The organism is Streptomyces sp. NPDC111628 (genome assembly GCF_055635195.1).
Genome location: NZ_JBVKBZ010000003.1, coordinates 495,707 through 515,358, shown reverse-complemented (window position 1 = coordinate 515,358; position 19,652 = coordinate 495,707). Strand labels below are relative to the sequence as shown.

The window sequence follows — 19,652 nt, the reverse complement described above, 5'->3', positions numbered from 1 at the left end:
GGGAATGACCCGGCGGCCGTCGGCGTTGTGACGCGTGACTGACATGCGCGGGACAGAACGGCAGCCCGCGCCGCGGTCGGAAGGAGCACCATGGCACGCAGTACCGCACGCCCGGTCGTCAGGCTGAAGTCGACCGCGGGCACCGGCGTCACCTACGTCACCCGCAAGAACCGCCTCAACGACCCCGACCGGCTCGTCCTGCGCAAGTACGACCCGGTGGCGGGGGAGCACGTGCCGTTCCGCGAGGAACGCTGAACGGCGCCGACGAGACCGAGGAGGCAGTCATGAAGGTCCGCAACTCCCTGCGTGCCCTCAAGGCCAGGCCCGGCGCCCAGGTGGTGCGCCGCCGGGGCGTGACCTACGTGATCAACAAGAAGGACCCGCGCTTCAAGGCCCGCCAGGGCTGAGCACGGGCGCGCTTCCCGGCCCGGCCCCGCGATCCACGGGGCCGGGCCGTGGCGCGTCCGCGCGTGCACGCGGCCGGGATCAGTCGTCCACGTCGACGCCGTAGCTCCGGGCGAGGGCGCCCAGGCCGTGGTCGTAGCCCTGGCCGACGGCCCGCAGCCGCCAGCTCTGCCCGCGCCGGTAGATCTCCGCCAGGAGCATCGTGCGCTCGCTGGTGGCGGCGTCCAGCGTGGCCTGGGCGAGGGCGGCCGCGCTGGTACCGGGGCCGGAGACGATGTGCAGCGCGCCCACCTCCCCGAAGGCGGGGGAGCCGTCGATCGCGGCGGCGACGACGACCTTGCGGGCCGAGGGCGGCAGCGTGGCGAGGTCCACGCTCACGGTCTGCTCGGTCGGGCCGTCGCTCAGCAGCCGGACCGTGCCGCCCGGGTTCTCCGGGGCACCGTAGAAGACGAAGTCCTCGTCGAAGGAGACCTGTCCGTCCTCGTCCAGCACGAACGCGACCACGTCGATCTCGCACGCCGTCTGCTGCGCCCAGGACGCGGTGACCGTCCAGCGGTGCTCCGCTCCCCGCCCCTTCGGCAGGGCAGGTCGACGACGCCACCGCGCGGCAGCACGTGGGCGGCGGCCCGCCCGCCCGCCGTGCCGGGTGTCTGCGTGACCACCGGCGCCACCAGCCACGCGGCGTCGTGGGCGGGCAGGAGGAGCGCGGCGATCCGGGGCAGCCGGCGGTCCGTGCCGCCGCCGTCGAGGACGACCACGTCGGTGACGCCGGCGGAGAGGTTGATGGCCGCGGCGCCGCCGAGTTCGACGACGCGCGTGCGGGCGGCGACCGCCTCGGGGTGGGTGCCGCCGAGCACGAGGACCCGCCGCCCGGAGAGCGGTCCGCGCGGCTTCGCGGAGCGCTTCCTGCCGGGCTGCGCACCGGCGGCCTCGCCCCGCTCGGGCTCCGGCTCCGGCTCCGGTGCGCGCGGCGTCGGCACGGCCGGCAGCGCGGTGGCGGGCTCCGGAGTCGGTGCCGGTCCGGGAGCAGGTACCGGGGCCGCCGTCGCCTCGTGGGCCGTGCCGGGGCGGACATCGCCGAGCAACCGCAGGAAGGCCGACTCGTCGAGCACCGGGACGCCCTCGGCGTGTGCCCGGCGCGCCTTGGCCGAGTCCGCGGCCTGGTCGTTGGTCACCAGGGCGCTGGTGTGCCTGCTGACCGAGCCCATCATGTTGAGTCCCGCCGCGACGCCCCGCAGCACCAGGTCCGACCGGGCCGTGCGGGTCTCCCCGGTGACGGCGACCTTCATGCCCTGCACCAGCGGCCCGCCCGCGGTGAGCCGCCCCGGGTTGCGGAAGGCGCACGGCGTCTTCGGCGGCTTGGGCGCGAACTGCGGGTCCTGCCGCGGCGGGCATGCCACCAGCGGCAGCGGCAGGTCGAGTTGGGCCGCCTCCCGCAGCGAGGCGCGCAGCACCCCCGCCAGCACCCGGGTGTCGTCCAGCGCGTCGTGCGCCTTGAGCTGGGGCACGCCGTAGTGGGCGGCGAGCGTGCCGAGCTTCAGGTCGTCGGTGGGCGGGTCGACGCGGCGGTTCAGCGCCAGGGTGCACAGCCGTCTGGCCACGGGCAGCCGCAGCCCCGCCCGCGCGAACTCGTGGGCGAGGAAGTCGTAGTCGAACTGGGCGTTGTGGGCGACCAGCACCCGGCCCTCCAGCAGGGCGCCGATCTGCCCGGCCACCTGCTCGAAGAGCGGCGCCCCGCGCAGCCGCCCGGCCGTCAACCCGTGCACGTGCACCGGCCCCGGATCACAGCCGGGGTTCAGCAGGGTGGAGAACTCGCCGGTCTGCTCGCCGTCCGCGCCCAGGGTCACCACGGCCACGGACAGCACCCGGTCACGGCGCGGTACGAGACCCGAGGTCTCCACGTCGACCAGCGCCCATTCGAAGGCGTAGTCGCGCAGGTCGGACAGATCGGAGGCGGCAGACGCGAGAGACATGGAGAAAGGATGGAGGTGTATCCACATTTCCTTCAACTCGAACGACCATTGATCCCGTTTTGCGGCTCCGGCGACCCGTGCCGCCGGACAGGTCGCCGGACACTCCGGGCCTCCTGACACACTGCTGGGCGCGCCACCCGCCCAGGCCCCAGGAGGACTTCGTCATGACCGAGCAGCCGCTGGAGCGTGCCGCCCGGACCGAGCACCGGTTCAACGCGCTCTTCGCCGAGTACTTCGACACCCTGGGCACGACACTGGACGCCCCGTCCTTCAGCCGCTTCACCCCGGACTGCGTCGGCCTGCTGCGCGACCTGTCGCTGCGCGGCGGCAAGCGGATGCGGGTCGTGCTGCTGCACGAGGCGGCGCGCCTGGTGACCGCCGGGCCGGTGGACGGGCTGGACGCCGCCGCGCTGAGCATCGAACTGCTGCAGACCCACGGCCTCGTGCACGACGACCTCATCGACGACAGCGCCACCCGCCGGGGCGGCCCCACCACCTACTACGCCTACCGGGAGCGGTTCCCCGAGCGTCCGCGGGCGGCCCTCGGTCTCACCGTGCTCGCGGGCGACCTCGCCCTCGCCCTCTCCCTGCGCGTACTCCTGGACGCCGAGCTGCCCGTCGAGGTGCGTCAGGCCATGGTCGAGGCCCAGACCCGGGCGGCGGCCGACACCTTCGTGGGCCAGATCGCCGATCTGGAACGGGACTTCACCGCCGCGGTCCCGGATGCGGAGGTGCTGCACGACGTCGCCGACCACAAGACCGCCCGCTACTCGGTCCTCGCACCGATGCGACTGGGCCTCCTGGCGGCGGGCGTCGATCCGGGTGCCCACGAGGACGAGCTGCGCCGGTACGCGCGGCTGGTCGGCATCTGCGGGCAGATGCGCGACGACTGGCTGGACCTGTTCGGCGACGAGGAGACCACGGGCAAGCCGACGGGCGGCGACATCCGCGAGGGCAGGCGCACCTACACCGTCGTCCGCCTGCTGTCCGCCGTGACCGGCACCGAGCGAGCCTTCGTCGACGAGGCCCTGGGCGATCCGGCCTGCACGCCGGAGACCATCGCCGAGATCCGCGCGATCGGCGAGCGCGCCGGCGTCGCCGACCGGATGCGTGCCGACATGCGGCAGTACGCCGAGCGGGCCCGGCTGGTGGCGGCGGGCTGGCGTCCGCGGTGGCGCGAGGACGCCGTCGCCTTCTTCGAGCTGCTGCCGCGGTGGAGCGTCGAGCGGGCCGCCTGACACCTGTTCCCCACATCGCTCAAAGGGGTATTCGGGATCTTCCGCCCCCTTCGTGCGGTCATGCTCTGACCGGGCGTGCCGTCGACCGGGCGCGTCCGTGACCACGTGACCACCTGGGGCGGAAGAATGACGCATTCGAGACGACAGGGACCGGGCGGGGACGACCGGGCCGTGCTGCTGGTCGCCGGACTCGCCGACCTGGCGGTGAGCACGATCGGCTCGGCGGTGGGCGGGCTGCGCGGGCTCCTCGGCCGCTCGGACACCACCGACCTGGTACGGGAGGCGGAACAGGACCTCCAGGCCCGGGGCAGGCTGGCCCTGGACCGGTGCGCCCAGGTGCCGCCCGCCCACCTGGAGGTTCTCGCCCAGCACGTGAAGGCCCGCCGGGCAGCCGACGACGGCGATGTCTGACCGCTGGGACCAGGCGGGCCTCAAAGCCCGCGTCGACCGCGTCCTGCGGAGCTTCCTGGACGAGGAGGCCGGCCACCTGTCGGCCGTCGACGCAGCCCTCGCGCCCGTGGCCGACCAGCTGTGGAAGGCGGCCGGACACGGCAAACGGCTGCGGGCGGCCTTCTGCTACTGGGGCTGGCGGGCGGCCGGACAGCCCGAGAGCGACGCGCTCGTACGGGCCGCGGCCTCCATGGAACTCGTGCACGCCGCCGCGGTCGTCCACGACGACCTCATCGACGACAGCCGCCTGCGCCACGGCCTGCCGACCGCGCACGTCGCCCTGGAGGCCGTACTCATCCGGGACGGCCGCCCGGACGCCCGTACGGCGGCGCGCTCCCTGGCCATGCTGGTGGGCGATCATCTGATGGTCCTCGCGGGCCGCCTGTTCACCACCAGTGGTCTGCCGGCCGCCTATCTCGCCCGCGCCCGCGACCTGTGGGCCGCGCTCGCCCGTGAACTCATCGCCGGCGAGTGCCTGGAGATCCTGCACACCGGTGGACCTCCGGACACCGGGACCTCCCTGAAGGTCGTCCGTTACAAGACCGCCAAGTACACCGTCGAGCATCCCCTGCTCATCGGCGGCCTGCTGGCCGGCGCCGCCCCCGCGCTGAGGGACACCTACCGGGCCTACGCACTGCCGCTCGGCGAGGCCTTCCAGCTGCGCGACGACCTGCTCGGCCTGTTCGGGGACCCGGAACGCACCGGGAAGGCGAGCCTGGACGACCTGCGCGCCCACCGGCCCACCGCACTGCTGGCCGAGACCTGGAAGGCCGCCGACGCGTCCCAACGGGATTGGCTGCGCCGCCTGCTGGGCCGGGGCGACCTGGACGCTACCCACCTGCACGACGTACGCCGGCTCATGCGGGAGCTGAACGCGCCGCAACGGATCGAGCGGATGATCGCCGACCGCGTGGAGCGGGCCACCCGCGCCCTGGACGCCGCCGGGACACCACCGCACGCGCGCCGGGCCCTGCGTGAACTCGCCCAGCAGGCCACCGACCGCACGCACTGACGAGGAGACCGCGATGACCCACACCGAGAAGTCGATGGACGCCCTGCGCCGCAGCGGTGACGAACTGGCCGACGCGGTCGTCGCCACCCTCTTCGAGCGCGGCGAGGTCGGCACGTTCAACTCACTGATGCGCTACGTCTCCACCACCGGCCAGGACCTCCCGGACGGCCTCCCCGGCGTCGCCCGGGAGTACCTGCGGGTGACCGGCACCCCGCCGGACTGGGTGGACTGGGACGAGATGGAGAGGGCCCGCCTGTTCTTCATCGACAACAACGTGCACATCTCCACCGCCCTGTCCTTCGCGTCGATGCCCGCCTGCTACCTGGTCCCGCACGTGGCCCGGTTGCTGTCGGCCACCCACGGCCTGAACTACCCCTCCAAACGGATGGCGGAGACCGGCCAGTTCACCGTCTACCTCATGCAGCCCGACGCCTTCGAGTCCGGCGGACGCTTCATCCCGGCCGCCCAGAAGGTACGCCTGCTGCACGCCGCCATCCGCCACCACCTGAAGCGGGAGGACCGCTGGGACACCGGCACCCTCGGCGTCCCCATCTGCCAGGAGGACATGATCGGCGGGCAGTTGTTCTTCTCCCTGCTCGTCCTGGACAGCCTGCACCGGCTCGGCATCCACATGTCCGCCGAAGGCGCGGACGCCTACTACTACGCCTGGCGCGTCGTCGGCGCCATGCTCGGCGTCGACCAGACGGCCGTCCCCGCCACGCTCGACGAGGCCCGCCAGTTCCTCGACCTGTACATGCTGCGTCACATGGGCCCCTCCGAGGAGGGCACCCACCTGACGAGGCAACTGATCGACCTGTACGAGGAAGTCGTCCCCGGCACCCTCTTCGACCCGGTCGTCTCCGCCTTGATCCGCCACCTCGTCGGCGACACGTGCGCCGACTGGCTGGACGTCCCCCGCACCCCCTGGGACACCTTGGTCAAGGCCGCCCCGCACCTCCTCGGCGTCCTGGAGACCATCGAGGACCGCTCACCGCTGGGCGCGTGGGCCCTGGACCGGCTCGGCCACCTCACCACGGTCCTCGAACTGTCCTCCCTCACCCGCGGACGCGTCATGCACTACGCCATCCCCGAACGACTGAGGAAGGAGTACGGCGTCTCCGGCGCCGCCGCCCGCACCCGCCGCTGGACCCCGCCGCCCCCGACCGTCTCCTGAGCGGCCGCACCCGCCGATCCGCCGTCACGGCCGACTGTCAGTGGGACCTCGTACGGTGTGATCAGTGGAACCCGCGGAACACGCCGCGGGACCGACCGGGGAGAGGTCTGCCATGTCGAGGACGTACCTGGAGCTGTCGCAGGACGACGGGAGCGCGCACAAGTTCTACGAAGTCACCGTCCAGGGACAGGTCGTGACGGTGCGCTACGGGCGGATCGGCGCGGCAGGACAGACCCAGACGTCGACCTTCCCCACCGCCCAGAAGGCAGCGGCCGCGGCCGCCAAGAAGATAGGCGAGAAGGTGCGCAAGGGCTACGAGCCCGCCGTGCAGGGACAGCGCGCGCCCCGCGCGGTCACCCGCCGGCAGGTGGCCTCCGCGCCGTCCACCGCCCGCGCCGTCGCACCGGTCCTGTGGCGGTTCCGCACCGGCTCCGCGGCCTTCGGCATCCACATCGACGAGGACCGGTGCTGGGTGGGCAATCAGGCCGGCGACGTCTACACCCTCGCCCACGGCGGCGAGGTCCTCGCCCGCTACCAACTGCCGGACGGCGTCAAGTGCCTGGTCGCCGACGACTTCTGGATCTACGCCGGCTGCGACGACGGCCGGGTCTACGACCTGTCGTCCAAACTGCCCTTCGCCGCCTACGACATCGCGGCCGACGTGGACATCTTCTGGCTCGACATCCACGAGGGCGTGCTGAACGTCGCGGACCGCGCCGGACGGCTCACCGTGATCGACCACGAGGACGAACACCAGTGGTCGCGCGGCGGGCGCGGTGAGCACGCCTGGATGGTGCGCGCCGACGACCGGGCCGTCTACCACGGGCACACCCGCGGCGTGACCGCCCACTCCCCGGACGGCGGCGCCGAGTTGTGGCACACGCCCACCCAGGGAGCCGTGCTCTTCGGCTGGCAGGAGGACGACGCGGTCTACGCGGGAACGGCGCGGCACACGGTCCAGCGGCTGTCCAAGGCCACCGGTGGCATCGAGGCGACGTACCACTGCGACAGCCCGGTGTACTCGTGCGCCACCTCTCCCGGCGGCCGGTTCGTCTTCGCCGGCGACTCCGCGTCCTCGGTGTACTGCTTTGACCGGGACGGCACCCGGCTGTGGAAGCTGGGCACGGGCGGCGGCTCCGCCCTGTCCATGCAGTACCGCGACGAGCGGCTGTTCCTCGTCACCACCGACGGCTCCCTGGTGTGCGTGGACGCGAGCGAGGCGGCGGTCACGGCGGCGCAGCAGGGCTCGGTGCCCGTCGCCCGGGACGTGAAGCTCGCCGCCACCCTGCCGACGTACGCGCCCGCCACCGCCGCCACCGCCGTGACGACCGTGACCGCGGCGCCCGCGGGCTCGGTCGTGGTCGAATGCGTCCAGGAGAGCGGCCGTACCCGGATCCATGTGGTGACGGAAGGGTACGACCGTTCGTGGAACGTCCAGTTCCCGAGGGCGATCCGGGAGCCGGGCGCGCGTTACGTGGTCGACGCGCTGCACGCCGCGTCGGGCGGCTTCTACCGGGTGCGCGGTGACATCAGGCGCCTGCAGTGACGGCGCCGGGGCGCGTCGGGCGATCGGGGCCGCCGCTCAGGAGCCGGTCCGCAGGGCGCGGTTGCGGCGTACGGAGGACCAGAAGGAGGCGCCGATGAGGACGACGCCGACGAGGCCGGTGATGATCTCGTTGATCTCGTACTGGATGGTGACCAGCAGGATGATGGAGAGCGCGCCGATGGCGTAGTGGGCGCCGTGCTCCAGGTAGACGTAGTCGTCGAGGGTGCCCTGGCGGACCAGGTAGACCGTGAGCGACCGGACGTACATGGCGCCGATGCCCAGGCCGAGGGCCATCAGGACGATGTCGTTGGTGATGGCGAAGGCGCCGATGACACCGTCGAAGGAGAAGGACGCGTCCAGGACCTCCAGGTAGAGGAACATGAAGAACGCCGCCTTGCCCGCCAGCTTGACGGGGGACCCGGGCCGCCCCGCCCGTTCCGCCTTCTTCTCCGCCTCCTGTTCGCGCTCCTCCTCGTTCTCGAGGCGTTGCTCGAAGAAGCCGGAGAGACCGCCCACGACCATGTAGGTGATCAGACCGGCGACGCCCGCGAGCAGGACGGTCTCCGCCTTGTCGGCGTGCGTACCGCCGTGCTGGTGGGCGTGGGCGCCGAAGGTGGTCGCGGCGACCAGCAGCACGATCAGGGCGATGCAGACCGACAGCATGTCGACCCTGCCGAGCTTGGCCAGCGGACGCTCCAGCCACCCCAGCCACTTGATCTCCCGGTCCTCGAAAACGAAGTCGAGGAAGATCATCATCAGGAACATGCCGCCGAAGGCCGCGATCGACGGGTGGGCGTCCGTCACCAGCTCCTGATAGCGGTCCTTGTCGGTGAGCGCCAGGTGCACCGCGCTCCACGGGCTCAGCCGGGCACTGATCGCCACGATCACCACCGGGAAGACCAGCCGCATCCCGAACACCGCGATCACGATGCCGACGGTGAGGAAGATCTTCTGCCAGAAGGCGTTCATCTTCTTCAGGATCCCGGCGTTGATCACCGCGTTGTCGAAGGACAGGGAGATCTCCAGGACGGAGAGGATCGCCACGATGCCGAGGGCGGTCCAGCCGTCGTAGAGCACACCCGCGGCCAGGCCGAGGGCCGTGACGGCGAAGGCCCAGCGGAACGTCTTCAGAAGCACCGGCCACTCATTCCTGTCGTCGTGCCGTACGGGGCGGCATCACCTGCCAGTGCCCGCCACGCACGTTGTTTACCACGCTGGAGTCGTTCGTTTCCTTGAGTCGTTCGTGTCCCAGGGAGTAGGTTCGCCGCCATGACGGCATCCCGGAACTCCCGGAATCCGGCCACCGCCGACGAACTGCGCCGGGCGGGACTGCGGGTGACCGCTGCCCGTGTCGCGCTGCTCGAAACCGTCCGGGCGGGGGACCACCTCGACGCCGAGGCCCTCACGTCGGGCGTGCGCCGACGCGTGGGACACATCTCCCTCCAGGCCGTGTACGACGCCCTGCACGCCCTCGCCGCGGCACGGCTCGTGCGCCGTATCGAACCGCCCGGCAGCCCGGCGCGGTTCGAGGGACGGGTCGGTGACAACCACCACCACGTCCTGTGCCGGTCTTGCGGCGCCCTCGCCGACGTCGACTGCGCCGTCGGTGACGCGCCCTGTCTGACCGCCTCCGACGACCGCGGCTTCGTGATAGACGAGGCCGAGGTCATCTACCGGGGCCTGTGCCCCGACTGCTCCACCCCCGGCAGTTCCCCAGCACCTTGATCCGCCCCGTTCGGAAGGATTTCCCTCCCATGTCCGAGAACCACGACGCCATCGTGACCGACGCGAAGACCGAGGAGACGGGCGGCTGCCCGGTCGCCCACGGACGCGCCCCGCACCCCACGCAGGGCGGCGGAAACCGTCAGTGGTGGCCGGAGCGGCTCAACCTGAAGATCCTCGCCAAGAACCCCGTCGTCGCCAACCCGCTGGGTGAGGAGTTCGACTACGCCGAGGCCTTCGAGGCCCTCGACCTCGCGGCCGTGAAACGGGACATCGCCGAGGTGCTGACCACCTCGCAGGACTGGTGGCCCGCCGACTTCGGCAACTACGGCCCGCTGATGATCCGGATGGCCTGGCACAGCGCGGGCACCTACCGCATCAGTGACGGCCGCGGCGGCGCGGGCGCCGGCCAGCAGCGCTTCGCCCCGCTCAACAGCTGGCCCGACAACGGCAACCTCGACAAGGCCCGCCGCCTGCTGTGGCCGGTCAAGAAGAAGTACGGCCAGAACCTCTCCTGGGCCGACCTGCTGGTCCTCACCGGCAACGTGGCGCTGGAGACGATGGGCTTCGAGACCTTCGGCTTCGCCGGCGGCCGCGCCGACGTGTGGGAGGCCGAGGAGGACGTCTACTGGGGCCCCGAGACCACCTGGCTCGACGACCGGCGCTACACCGGCGACCGCGAGCTGGAGAATCCGCTCGGCGCCGTCCAGATGGGCCTGATCTACGTCAACCCGGAGGGCCCGGGCGGCAACCCGGACCCGATCGCCGCCGCCCGCGACATCCGTGAGACGTTCCGCCGCATGGCGATGAACGACGAGGAGACCGTCGCGCTCATCGCCGGCGGACACACCTTCGGCAAGACCCACGGCGCCGGTCCGGCCGACGCCGTCGGCGACGACCCCGAGGCCGCCGCCATGGAGCAGCAGGGCCTCGGCTGGAAGAGCACCCACGGCACGGGCAAGGGCGGCGACGCCATCACCTCCGGCCTGGAGGTCACCTGGACCAGCACGCCGACCCAGTGGGGCAACGGCTTCTTCAAGAACCTCTTCGAGTTCGAGTACGAGCTGGAGCAGAGCCCGGCCGGCGCCAACCAGTGGGTGGCCAAGGACGCCCCGGAGATCATCCCCGACGCGCACGACGCGTCCAAGAAGCACCGCCCGAGGATGCTCACCACGGACCTGTCGCTGCGCGTCGACCCGATCTACGGGCCGATCTCCCGCCGGTTCTACGAGAACCCGGAGGAATTCGCGGACGCCTTCGCCCGCGCCTGGTTCAAGCTGACCCACCGCGACATGGGTCCCAAGTCGCTGTACCTCGGCCCGGAGGTCCCCGCGGAGACCCTGGTCTGGCAGGACCCGCTGCCCGAGCCCGAGGGCGAGGTCGTCGATGCCGAGGACGTCGCCACCCTCAAGACCAAGCTCATCGAGTCCGGCCTGTCGGTGGCGCAGCTGGTCACCACCGCCTGGGCCTCGGCGTCCACCTTCCGCGGCAGCGACAAGCGCGGCGGTGCCAACGGCGCCCGTATCCGCCTCGAGCCGCAGCGCGGCTGGGAGGTCAACGAGCCCGACGAGCTGGCGCAGGTGCTGCGCGTCCTGGAGGGCGTCCAGCGGGAGTTCAACTCCGGGTCCGGCGTGAAGAAGGTCTCCCTGGCCGACCTGATCGTCCTCGGCGGCTCGGCCGCGGTCGAGAAGGCCGCCAAGGAAGCCGGCTTCCCGGTGGAGGTCCCCTTCGCCGCGGGCCGCGTGGACGCGACGGAGGAGCACACCGACGCCGAGTCGTTCGAGGCCCTCGAACCGACCGCCGACGGGTTCCGCAACTACCTGGGCAAGGGAAACCGGCTGCCCGCCGAGTTCCTGCTCCTCGACCGGGCGAACCTGCTCACCCTGAGCGCGCCCGAGATGACCGTCCTGGTCGGCGGCCTGCGCGTGCTGGGTGCGGGCCACCAGCAGTCCCAGCTCGGCGTCCTCACCCGGACGCCCGGCTCGCTGACCAACGACTTCTTCGTCAACCTGCTCGACCTGGGCACCACGTGGACGTCGACGTCCGAGGACCGGACCACCTTCGAGGGCCGTGACGCGGCCACCGGCGAGGTCAAGTGGGCCGGCAGCCGCGCCGACCTGGTCTTCGGCTCCAACGCCGAGCTGCGGGCGCTCGCCGAGGTCTACGCGAGCGACGACGCGGCGGAGAAGTTCGTGCACGACTTCGTCGCCGCCTGGGTCAAGGTCATGCACCTCGACCGCTTCGACCTGGCCTGATCCACCCCGCCCCGCCCGGGAAGCCCCGGGCGGGGCGAAATCCGGTGGCCGCGCGCGGTGCACGGTGCTGGGATGGCGTGATGCTCAGTGACACGCCGGCGACCGTGGACCGCGGGCGGTACCAGGACACCGTCACCCCCTGGGAGGAACCGGCCTGGCGTACCGAGGCCGTCGGCTGGACCGAGGCCCGGCTGGCCGCCCACGGCCTGCGCCCGACGGGGCGGTGGCGGGTCCGGCTGCGGCCGTGGTCCGTCCTCCTGCGGGTCGACGTCGTGGGACGCGAGGCCGTGTGGTTCAAGGCGAACCCGCCGGCCAGCGCCTTCGAGGGCGCGCTGACCGCCGCGCTGGCCCGCTGGGTCCCCGGGCACGTACTGGAGCCGCTGGCAGTGGACGCCGCCCGCGGCTGGTCGCTGCTGCCCGACGGAGGGCCGCTCTTCCGGGACGTCCTCGCACGGGAACCGGTCGGTCCCGGCGACTGGGAGGAACTCCTGCGCCAGTACGCGGTCATGCAGCACGCCCTCACCACGCGCGCGAGCGAGATCGAACGCCTGGGCGTGCCCGCCGTGCCCGCCGGTGCGCCGGCCGGCGTCCTGGACCGGCTCGACACCGCGCCGCTGTCCGCCCGGGACCGGGCCGCGCTGCGGGAACTGCGCCCCCGCCTGCTGGACTGGTGCGCGGAGCTCACGGCCCTGGGCGTCCCCGACTCCCTCGACCACGCGGACCTGCACGAGGGCCAGTTGTTCCGCCCCGCGCCCGGCAGGTTCACCTTCTTCGACTGGGGCGACGCCGTCGTCGCCCAGCCCTTCTCCAGCCTCGCCGTCCCCGCCCGCCGCGCCGCCGAGCGCTACGGGCCGCAGGTACTGCCGCGCCTGCGCGACGCCTACCTCGAACCCTGGACGGGCGAGGGCCGTACGGCCGCGCAGCTGCGGCGTGCGGTGAGCCTCGCCTGGCGGCTCGGCGCCCTCAACCGCGCCGCCGCCTACGGCAGGCTCTTCCCCACCGCGTCCGGCGCCGCCGGTGCCGCGACGGCCGCGGCGGGCGCACGCTGCCTCCTCGAACTGCTGGACGAACCACCGCTCTAGGGAGGGCTCGTCCGGAGGGCTCGTCCGGAGGGATCGTCCCCGGCGCTCGGGTGCCGTTGTCAGTGGCGGGTGCGAGGCTTCGAGGCATGGATGAGGTGGAGTTCATGCGCGGCAGGGTCTACGGGGCCGACCACGACAACCCCGGGCCGCGCGCCGGACGCGTCTACGCGCATCTGGTGGGCGGGCCCCTGGACGGACTGCTGCTGGACGTCACGGACCTCACGGAACAGGAGCGTGCCCGCGCGGTGACGCTGGCGACGGAGATAGGCCGCTACGGCCCGGGCGGCCGCTCCGCCTACGCGCCGAGGCCGGGCGACACCCGCCGCTTCGACTGGCGGGGCGACGTGCCCTGATCCGGCACCGCCCCCGTCCCGGCGGTCAGCGCCGCCAGCAGCCAGTCGTGCGCGGACCCGGGCGTCGGTTCCGGTCGCGCGCCGGGAGCGGTGGTCACCTCGGCCACCAGCTCCCAGTAGCCGTCCAGCCGAGGGTCGGCCGCCAGCTGCCCGGCCAGCCGGCGGCGGAAGCCGGGGGTGTCCCGCACCCCGTACGCGCTGGTGTACGAGGCGACGAACGCGTCGAGGGCCTCACCCGGGTGCGGTTCCCGGCCGCGGCGCAGGTGCACCCCGGCCAGCTCGTACGCCTCCGCGAGCCCCGTGTACAGCAGGGCGGCCCCTTGTGCCCCGGCGGCCCGGTGCGCCTCGGGCTGGGGCTGGACGGTGCCCGGGCGGCACGGGGCGAGGGTGAGGGCGTTGAGGCGGGCGAACGCCAGGACCTGGGCCGGGGCTGGTTCGTCCGGCGGCTGCGGGACCGCCACGTCCAGGAACGCGCCGGCCGAGCGGGCCGGCATCCTCGCCGGAAGCCAGCCGCGCCAGAACCGCACCAGCGGGGCCGTGCTCGGCGGGACGGACACGGCACCGATCAACCGCAGCCGGTCGGCCTGCTCGCCGGGCGGGGCCTCCTGCACCAGCCGCAGCGCGGCCTCCCGCCAGCGCAACGCCCCCAACTCCGAGCCGACCTCACGCAGCCGGCCCGCCACCGCGGCCTCCAGCGCCCCGCCCTCGCCGCCCGCCGCGCCGTGCGCATGCCGCTCGTCAAGGATCCGGCGCACCTCGGGAACGGCCAGGCCCAGGGCACGCAGCGCACGGATCAGCCGCAGCCGGTCGAGTGCCTCCGGACCGTACCGCCGGTGCCCGCCGGCGCTGCGGGACTCCTCCGGCAGCAGACCGCGGTCCGAGTAGAAGCGGACGGTCTTGACGGTGACCCCCGCGCCCTCGGCCAGCTCGCCGATGCCGCACAGACCGTCGTCCGAGGTGAACACTTGAACCTCCCTCAGGGGGAGTTCCTACCGTACCGGCGACAGCGGGCCGGTGACCGGGCCGGGCCGCTGTCGCGGACGGAGGAGAGAAGACCATGACCGCGTTCATCCTGGTGTCGGGCATGTTCACCGGCACACACATCTGGCAGGACACGGCCGCGCGCCTGACCACCCGGGGCGCCGAGGCACACCCGGTCGCCCTCACCGGCCTCGACGGACCGCGCGCGGCCGCCGCGCCCGGCGTGGACCTGGAGACCCACATCGCGGACGTGCTCGCGGTGATCGACTCGGTGGGCGCGGCCGGGGACCAGCGGATCGTGCTGGTCGGCCACGACTACGGCATCCACCCGGCGGTCGGCGCCGCCGACCGGCGTGCGGAGCGCATCGACCGGATCGTCCACCTGGACTCGGGGCTGCCGCGGGACGGCGTCCCCGCCCTGGCCGCCGTGCCCGACCAGTCCCTGCGCGAGCACCTCGCCGGTGCCAAAGGTGCCAAAGGTGCCGACGAGGCCGACGGGGTGCTGCCGCCTCCGGCGCACGAGGAGTGGCCGCGCTGGGGCAGCACCGCCGGCGTACCCGACGCGGCCCTGGACCGGCTCACCGCCCTCGCCGCGCCGCAGCCGCTGGGGACCCTGCTCCAGCCGCTGCGGCTGACCGGCGCCGTCGGCCCGGTGCCCACCACCGGCGTGCTGTGCACCGCCAACGGTACGAGCATCGAGCTGGTCCAGATGCTGGTGCGCCTCGGAGATCCCGCGCTGCGCCCCCTGACCGACCCCCGGGTGAGCTTCTTCGAACTCCCCACCGGGCACTGGCCGATGCTGTCCGTGCCCGCCGAGCTGACGGACGTACTGCTGCGGGCCGCGGCGGGCGAGGGGCACCGGCTGGAGCCGGTCGACGACGCCGCGGGGCCCGGTCACCTGCGGCCGTTCCTGATGGACGTGCCCGACGTCCCGAGGGAGCGGCACGGGAATGTCGACCTCTACCTGCCCGACGCCGAGGAGCCCCGGCCCGCCGTGGTGCTCGTGCACGGCGGACCGGTCCCCGCCGACGCCCGGCCCACCCCGCGGGACTGGCCCGGACTGACGGGGTACGCGCGGTGCGTGGCGGGGGACGGAGCCGTCGGCGCACTCCTCGACCACCGCCTGCACGACCTCGGCGACTACGAGCGTGCCGCCGCGGACGTGGCCGCCGCCGTCGAAGCGGTGCGGGCCGATCCACGGGTGGACGGGGACCGGGTCGCGCTGTGGTTCTTCTCCGGCGGCGGCCTGATCGCCGCCGACTGGCTGGACGCCCCGCCGGCCTGGCTGCGCTGCCTGGCGGCCACCTACCCCGTCCTGGCGCCGCTGCCGAACTGGGGACTGTCCGCATCCCGCTTCCGACCGGTGCGCGCCGTGGCGAACGCCGGTGCCCTGCCCGTCGTCCTCACCCGGGTGGGACGGGAGATGCCCGAGATCGCCGCCACCGTCGAGGAGTTCCTGGCCGCGGCCAAGGACTGCGGGGCCGACGTGGAGGTGGTCGACGTGCCGCACGGCCACCACGGTTTCGAGACCGTCGACTTGACCGACGAGTCACGCACGGCGGTGCGGCACGCGCTGCGCACGGTCCTGGATCACGCTTTCGGGAGGGACTCGCGGTGACCCAGGGCGCCGCGCCACCAATCCGCCCGCCGCCCGGTGTCGGATTACCGGCGTGAGCGACCACGGCACGACCCCACGGAAACCGCCCGCGAGGACTTGGACGCGCCTGGGACTGGGCGCCCTGAGCGGTCTGCTGGCGGGCGGCGCGGCACTGGCCGTCGCCGAACTGGTGGCGGCGGCGGTACGTCCGCAGGCCGGCCCCGTCGTCGCGGTCGGGGCGGCCGCCATCGACCGTACGCCGGCCGGGGTGAAGGACTGGGCGATCCGCACCTTCGGCAGCGACGACAAGCTGGTGCTCCAGCTCGGCATCCTCGCCGTGCTGACCCTGTTCGCCCTGGCCGTCGGCGCGTTCGCGGTCCGCCGGCGGCGCGCCGGAGCCGCCGGGGTCCTGGTCTTCGGCGCCGTCGGTGCCGCGGCCGCCCTCGGCAGGCCCGACGCCACCGGAGTCACGGACGCCCTCCCCTCCGTCCTGGGGGCGATCGCCGGCGCGGTGCTCCTGTACTTCCTCGCAGGTCTGGTCCCGGCACCGCACCGGGATGTGCCGGGGGAGCAGGGGGAGCCGGGGGAGGGCTGGGACCGGCGCCGCTTCGTGATCGCGGCGACCGCCGCCGCCGCGGCCTCGGCCGGGGCCGGTGTGCTGGGCCGGGCCCTGAGCGGCGTGAGCGGACGGGACGCGGTCGCCTCCCGCGAGAACGTCACCCTTCCGCCGCCCGGTTCGCCCGCCCCGGCGATGCCCCGGCGGGCACAGGTCCGGGTGGCGGGTGTCAGTCCCTTCGTGACCCCCACCGGCGACTTCTACCGGGTCGACACCGCCCTGGTGGTCCCCAAGGTGGACGCCACCGCCTGGCGGTTGCGCATCCACGGCGAGGGCGTCACCCGGGAGAGGAACCTGACCTTCGACGACCTGCTCCGGCGGGAGCTGATCGAGCGGGACATCACCCTCACCTGCGTGTCCAACGAGGTCGGCGGCCCCTACGTCGGCAACGCCCGGTGGATCGGCGTCCGGCTCGCCGACCTGCTCGAGGAGTGCGGCGTCCGGCCGCCGTCGGCGGGCGGCCCGGCGGACCAGCTCGTGGCCCGCTCCGTGGACGGCATGACCATCGGCAGCCCCGTCGAGGACGTGATGGACGGCCGCGACGCGATGCTCGCCGTCGGCATGAACGGCGAGCCCCTGCCCTTCGACCACGGCTTCCCCGTCCGCATGCTCGTGCCCGGCCTGTACGGCTACGTCTCGGCCTGCAAGTGGATCGAGGACATCGAACTGACCACGTTCGACGCCTACGACGCCTACTGGGTCAAGCGCGACTGGGCCCGCGAGGCACCGATCAAGACCCAGTCCCGGATCGACACGCCCAAGCCCTTCGCCAGGCCGGAGGCGGGCACGGTGATGGTCGCCGGGGTCGCCTGGGCCCAGCACCGCGGCATCGACAAGGTCGAGATCCGCGTCGACGACGGCCCCTGGCAGGAGGCCACCCTGGCCGCCGAGGACTCGCGCGACACCTGGCGCCAGTGGTCGTACGCCTGGCGGGCCACCAAGGGCGGTCACACCCTCACCGTGCGGGCCACCGACCGGACCGGCCAGGTGCAGACGGACAAGCGCACCCGCACCGTGCCCGACGGGGCCAGTGGATGGCACTCGGTGGTGGTGACGGTGGACTGACGACCGGAAGCGGTCGACCGAAACGTGTCACATGTTCCGGCTCTGTCTTGTCTACGTGTCGACTGAGACGAGAACAGAGGGAACCATGCGTGAGATCCTGATCGTTGGTGGCGGCTACGCGGGCTTCTACACCGCGTGGGGCCTCGAGAAGAAGCTGCGCCCGGACGAGGCGCGGGTCACCGTCGTCGACCCGCGGCCGTACATGACCTACCAGCCCTTTCTGCCCGAAGTGACGGCCGGTTCGGTCGAGGCACGCCACGCGGCCGTTTCGCTGCGCCGGCACCTGCGGACCAGCCGGGTCGTCGCGGGGAGCGTGACCGAGATCCGGCACCTGGACCGGGCCGTCACCGTCCGCCCGGCCGACGGACCGGCGTACGACCTGCACTACGACACCCTCGTGGTCACCGCGGGTGCCGTGACCCGCACCTTCCCCATCCCCGGGCTGGCGCAGCAGGCCATCGGCCTCAAGCACGTGGAGGAGGCGGTGGCCATCCGCGACCGCCTGCTGACGGCGTTCGACCAGGCGGCCTCGATGCCGCCCGGAGCCGAGCGGCGCAAACTGCTCACGGTCACGTTCGTGGGCGGTGGCTTCGCCGGCGTCGAGGGCTTCGGCGAACTGCTGTCGCTGGCCACCGCGATGCTCAAGGCGTACCCGGAACTGAGCTTCGAGGAGCTCTCGTTCCACCTCGTCGAGGCCCGCGACCGGATTCTGCCCGAGGTGAGCGACAAGCCCGGAGCCTGGGTGGTGCGCTCCCTGGAACGCCGCGGTGCACATGTTCACCTCAACACCCAGCTGGTCTCCGCCGAGGACGGGCACGTCGTGCTCTCGAGCGGTGAGGAGTTCGACTCGGCCCTGCTCGTGTGGACCGCGGGCAACGCCGCGAACCCGGTCGTCGACCGGCACACGGACCTGCCGGTCGACGACCGCGGCCTGGTCCGGGTCCGGGCCGACCTGCGGGTGGTCGCCGGCGGCGAGCCGCTGGCCCACGTATGGGCGGCCGGAGACGACGCGGCCGTACCCGATCTGGCGTCCCACGTGCCGGGCGCCCGCACCGTGCCGAACGCCCAGCACGCCGTGCGGCAGGGCAGGCGCCTGGCGAAGAACATCCTCGCCGACCTGCGGGGCGGCAAGGTCCGCGACTACCGTCACGGCAGCCTCGGGGCCGTCGCCACGCTCGGACTGGGGCAGGGCATCTTCCAGTACCGGCGCATCGTCGTCAAAGGCTTCCCGGCCTGGCTGATGCACCGTGGCTACCACGTACTGGCCGTGCCCACCTGGGAGCGCAAGGTGCGCGTCCTCACCATCTGGCTCACCGCCGCGCTGTTCGGCCGTGACCTGGTCTCGCTGGCCTCCGTGCAGCACCCGCGGGACGCGTTCGTCGCGGGCGGGGACGACGCGCGGACCGAGCACGCGGTGGACGGCGTCGCGGTCCGCCGACGCGTGTGAACGATGCTCGACGGTGCGATACACTGTTCACAGTGTTTCTGACACGGTAGGACGCTCCGGACGCCACTCGGTCCCCCGCGAGGCGGCGTCCGGAGCCTTTTCAGGGCTGCTGAGCCCGGTAGAGGCCCCGGCCCGCCCGACGGACACGGGAACTGCCGACGAGCCGGTCGAGCGTGCTGCGGACGGCGTTGATGCTGCCGCTGTCGGTGTCGCGGCCCAGCGCCGCGGCGACGTCGCGGGCGCGCACCTCGGCCTCGCCGACACCGGCGAAGTACTCCAGGATCTGCTCGGTGAGCCGGCCGTAGTTGCGCTGCTCCTCCTCCGCACGACGCGTGCGGGAGGCCCGCTTCGCCGCCTCGGGCCGGCGCCTGGACGGCGGCGCGGCGGGCTCGGCGCGGGACTCCGCCCGGGGCCCGGTGCCCGGGGCCGCGGCGGGCGCCTCGGTCCGGGGCTGCGTGGACTCGGCGGGGGCCTGGGGCCGTTCGGCCTTCGGGTCCGCGGGGGCGGCGGCGCCGGTGGGGCCGGTGGGGCCGACCATCAGGACCTCGAGAGCGCCGAGTGCCCGCTGCACCGAGCCGAGGTGGGCCACGACCGCCGCCAATTCCCGCTCCAGGGCCTGCTTCTGGATCTCCAGACGGGCCAGGTCCTCCTGAAGGCTCTCCGCGGTGATCTCAACATTGTGCGCCGCACGAGTTCCCGAGACCATGTGTTCCTCTCATCCTCAGCTGTTGTGGAC

At 73.2% G+C, this 19,652-nt stretch carries 19 protein-coding genes; 14 read left to right on the top strand and 5 right to left on the bottom strand.

Annotated features, from left to right (window positions below):
* Window positions 1-90: 90 nt before the first annotated feature.
* A complete protein-coding gene (gene rpmG, locus ACZ7MF_RS17225; protein ID WP_019330754.1) occupies window positions 91-255 on the top strand; it encodes a 50S ribosomal protein L33 in 165 nt (54 codons plus the stop codon).
* A 29-nt stretch (window positions 256-284) separates the two neighbouring features.
* Complete coding sequence (ykgO, locus tag ACZ7MF_RS17220) at window positions 285-407, top strand: type B 50S ribosomal protein L36 (protein WP_003978293.1); 123 nt, start codon at window positions 285-287, stop codon at window positions 405-407.
* 79 nt (window positions 408-486) lie between these two features.
* Here the strand turns inward: ykgO and ACZ7MF_RS17215 are convergent, their stop codons facing one another.
* Both ACZ7MF_RS17215 and ACZ7MF_RS17210 read right to left on the bottom strand, forming a co-directional pair.
* Window positions 487-897: a TerD family protein gene (locus ACZ7MF_RS17215; RefSeq protein ID WP_471477630.1), complete on the bottom strand. Its 411-nt coding sequence runs from the start codon at window positions 895-897 to the stop codon at window positions 487-489.
* Complete coding sequence (locus ACZ7MF_RS17210; RefSeq protein WP_471477629.1) at window positions 807-2,378, bottom strand: DEDDh family exonuclease; 1,572 nt, start codon at window positions 2,376-2,378, stop codon at window positions 807-809. The genes ACZ7MF_RS17215 and ACZ7MF_RS17210 overlap by 91 nt, the downstream gene beginning before the upstream one ends.
* A gap of 164 nt (window positions 2,379-2,542) precedes the next feature.
* On the opposite strand from ACZ7MF_RS17210, the gene ACZ7MF_RS17205 reads away from it, so the two are divergent.
* The 5 genes from ACZ7MF_RS17205 (at window position 2,543) to ACZ7MF_RS17185 (ending at window position 7,798) form a co-directional block, all read left to right on the top strand.
* The gene (locus tag ACZ7MF_RS17205; RefSeq protein ID WP_471477628.1) at window positions 2,543-3,616 is read left to right on the top strand and encodes a polyprenyl synthetase family protein; all 1,074 of its coding nucleotides are present in this window, start codon (window positions 2,543-2,545) and stop codon (window positions 3,614-3,616) included.
* A 126-nt stretch (window positions 3,617-3,742) separates the two neighbouring features.
* A complete protein-coding gene (locus tag ACZ7MF_RS17200; RefSeq protein ID WP_471477627.1) occupies window positions 3,743-4,027 on the top strand; it encodes a polyprenyl synthetase in 285 nt (94 codons plus the stop codon).
* Complete coding sequence (locus tag ACZ7MF_RS17195) at window positions 4,020-5,078, top strand: polyprenyl synthetase family protein (RefSeq protein WP_471477626.1); 1,059 nt, start codon at window positions 4,020-4,022, stop codon at window positions 5,076-5,078. Before ACZ7MF_RS17200 ends, ACZ7MF_RS17195 begins: the two co-directional genes overlap by 8 nt.
* A gap of 13 nt (window positions 5,079-5,091) precedes the next feature.
* Window positions 5,092-6,252 (top strand): oxygenase MpaB family protein, encoded by a 1,161-nt coding sequence (locus ACZ7MF_RS17190; RefSeq protein WP_471477625.1) that lies wholly within the window; start codon window positions 5,092-5,094, stop codon window positions 6,250-6,252.
* A gap of 112 nt (window positions 6,253-6,364) precedes the next feature.
* Window positions 6,365-7,798: a WGR domain-containing protein gene (locus tag ACZ7MF_RS17185; RefSeq protein WP_471477624.1), complete on the top strand. Its 1,434-nt coding sequence runs from the start codon at window positions 6,365-6,367 to the stop codon at window positions 7,796-7,798.
* Between the two features lie 36 nt (window positions 7,799-7,834).
* Here the strand turns inward: ACZ7MF_RS17185 and ACZ7MF_RS17180 are convergent, their stop codons facing one another.
* On the bottom strand, window positions 7,835-8,935 hold the full coding sequence (locus tag ACZ7MF_RS17180) for a DUF475 domain-containing protein (protein ID WP_471477623.1): 1,101 nt from the start codon (window positions 8,933-8,935) through the stop codon (window positions 7,835-7,837).
* Between the two features lie 132 nt (window positions 8,936-9,067).
* On the opposite strand from ACZ7MF_RS17180, the gene ACZ7MF_RS17175 reads away from it, so the two are divergent.
* From ACZ7MF_RS17175 to ACZ7MF_RS17160, 4 genes are all read left to right on the top strand, one after another.
* Entirely contained in the window at window positions 9,068-9,523 is a 456-nt protein-coding gene (locus tag ACZ7MF_RS17175) for a Fur family transcriptional regulator (RefSeq protein WP_471477622.1), read from the top strand.
* 29 nt (window positions 9,524-9,552) lie between these two features.
* Window positions 9,553-11,775: a catalase/peroxidase HPI gene (gene katG / locus ACZ7MF_RS17170; protein WP_471477621.1), complete on the top strand. Its 2,223-nt coding sequence runs from the start codon at window positions 9,553-9,555 to the stop codon at window positions 11,773-11,775.
* 80 nt (window positions 11,776-11,855) lie between these two features.
* Window positions 11,856-12,857 carry an aminoglycoside phosphotransferase family protein gene (locus ACZ7MF_RS17165; RefSeq protein WP_471477620.1) on the top strand — a complete coding sequence of 334 codons (1,002 nt, stop codon included), beginning with the start codon at window positions 11,856-11,858 and terminating at the stop codon, window positions 12,855-12,857.
* An 86-nt stretch (window positions 12,858-12,943) separates the two neighbouring features.
* Window positions 12,944-13,210: a hypothetical protein gene (locus tag ACZ7MF_RS17160; RefSeq protein ID WP_471477619.1), complete on the top strand. Its 267-nt coding sequence runs from the start codon at window positions 12,944-12,946 to the stop codon at window positions 13,208-13,210.
* On the opposite strand, the gene ACZ7MF_RS17155 is transcribed toward ACZ7MF_RS17160, so the two are convergent.
* Window positions 13,153-14,175, bottom strand: coding sequence for a MerR family transcriptional regulator (locus ACZ7MF_RS17155; RefSeq protein WP_471477618.1), 1,023 nt, complete (start codon window positions 14,173-14,175; stop codon window positions 13,153-13,155). The two genes, ACZ7MF_RS17160 and ACZ7MF_RS17155, sit on opposite strands and share 58 nt — an antisense overlap.
* A 92-nt stretch (window positions 14,176-14,267) precedes the next feature.
* Here ACZ7MF_RS17155 and ACZ7MF_RS17150 point away from each other — a divergent pair, with 92 nt between their 5' ends.
* The 3 genes from ACZ7MF_RS17150 (at window position 14,268) to ACZ7MF_RS17140 (ending at window position 18,916) form a co-directional block, all read left to right on the top strand.
* Window positions 14,268-15,809: an alpha/beta hydrolase gene (locus ACZ7MF_RS17150; RefSeq protein WP_471477617.1), complete on the top strand. Its 1,542-nt coding sequence runs from the start codon at window positions 14,268-14,270 to the stop codon at window positions 15,807-15,809.
* 52 nt (window positions 15,810-15,861) lie between these two features.
* Complete coding sequence (locus ACZ7MF_RS17145; protein WP_471477616.1) at window positions 15,862-17,469, top strand: sulfite oxidase; 1,608 nt, start codon at window positions 15,862-15,864, stop codon at window positions 17,467-17,469.
* Between the two features lie 85 nt (window positions 17,470-17,554).
* Entirely contained in the window at window positions 17,555-18,916 is a 1,362-nt protein-coding gene (locus tag ACZ7MF_RS17140) for an NAD(P)/FAD-dependent oxidoreductase (protein ID WP_471477615.1), read from the top strand.
* 100 nt (window positions 18,917-19,016) lie between these two features.
* Here ACZ7MF_RS17140 and ACZ7MF_RS17135 read toward each other — a convergent pair whose 3' ends face one another.
* Window positions 19,017-19,622 carry a hypothetical protein gene (locus ACZ7MF_RS17135; RefSeq protein WP_471477614.1) on the bottom strand — a complete coding sequence of 202 codons (606 nt, stop codon included), beginning with the start codon at window positions 19,620-19,622 and terminating at the stop codon, window positions 19,017-19,019.
* Between the last annotated feature and the right edge of the window lie 30 nt (window positions 19,623-19,652).

Bases quoted from the DNA above. Each gene is read 5' to 3' on its own strand.
- rpmG (WP_019330754.1), top strand. From the start codon at position 91: ATGGCACGCAGTACCGCACGCCCGGTCGTCAGGCTGAAGTCGACCGCG.
- ykgO (WP_003978293.1), top strand. From the start codon at position 285: ATGAAGGTCCGCAACTCCCTGCGTGCCCTCAAGGCCAGGCCCGGCGCC.
- ACZ7MF_RS17210 (WP_471477629.1), bottom strand. From the start codon at position 2,378: ATGTCTCTCGCGTCTGCCGCCTCCGATCTGTCCGACCTGCGCGACTAC.
- ACZ7MF_RS17205 (WP_471477628.1), top strand. From the start codon at position 2,543: ATGACCGAGCAGCCGCTGGAGCGTGCCGCCCGGACCGAGCACCGGTTC.
- ACZ7MF_RS17200 (WP_471477627.1), top strand. From the start codon at position 3,743: ATGACGCATTCGAGACGACAGGGACCGGGCGGGGACGACCGGGCCGTG.
- ACZ7MF_RS17195 (WP_471477626.1), top strand. From the start codon at position 4,020: ATGTCTGACCGCTGGGACCAGGCGGGCCTCAAAGCCCGCGTCGACCGC.
- ACZ7MF_RS17190 (WP_471477625.1), top strand. From the start codon at position 5,092: ATGACCCACACCGAGAAGTCGATGGACGCCCTGCGCCGCAGCGGTGAC.
- ACZ7MF_RS17185 (WP_471477624.1), top strand. From the start codon at position 6,365: ATGTCGAGGACGTACCTGGAGCTGTCGCAGGACGACGGGAGCGCGCAC.
- ACZ7MF_RS17175 (WP_471477622.1), top strand. From the start codon at position 9,068: ATGACGGCATCCCGGAACTCCCGGAATCCGGCCACCGCCGACGAACTG.
- katG (WP_471477621.1), top strand. From the start codon at position 9,553: ATGTCCGAGAACCACGACGCCATCGTGACCGACGCGAAGACCGAGGAG.
- ACZ7MF_RS17165 (WP_471477620.1), top strand. From the start codon at position 11,856: ATGCTCAGTGACACGCCGGCGACCGTGGACCGCGGGCGGTACCAGGAC.
- ACZ7MF_RS17160 (WP_471477619.1), top strand. From the start codon at position 12,944: ATGGATGAGGTGGAGTTCATGCGCGGCAGGGTCTACGGGGCCGACCAC.
- ACZ7MF_RS17150 (WP_471477617.1), top strand. From the start codon at position 14,268: ATGACCGCGTTCATCCTGGTGTCGGGCATGTTCACCGGCACACACATC.
- ACZ7MF_RS17140 (WP_471477615.1), top strand. From the start codon at position 17,555: ATGCGTGAGATCCTGATCGTTGGTGGCGGCTACGCGGGCTTCTACACC.
- ACZ7MF_RS17135 (WP_471477614.1), bottom strand. From the start codon at position 19,622: ATGGTCTCGGGAACTCGTGCGGCGCACAATGTTGAGATCACCGCGGAG.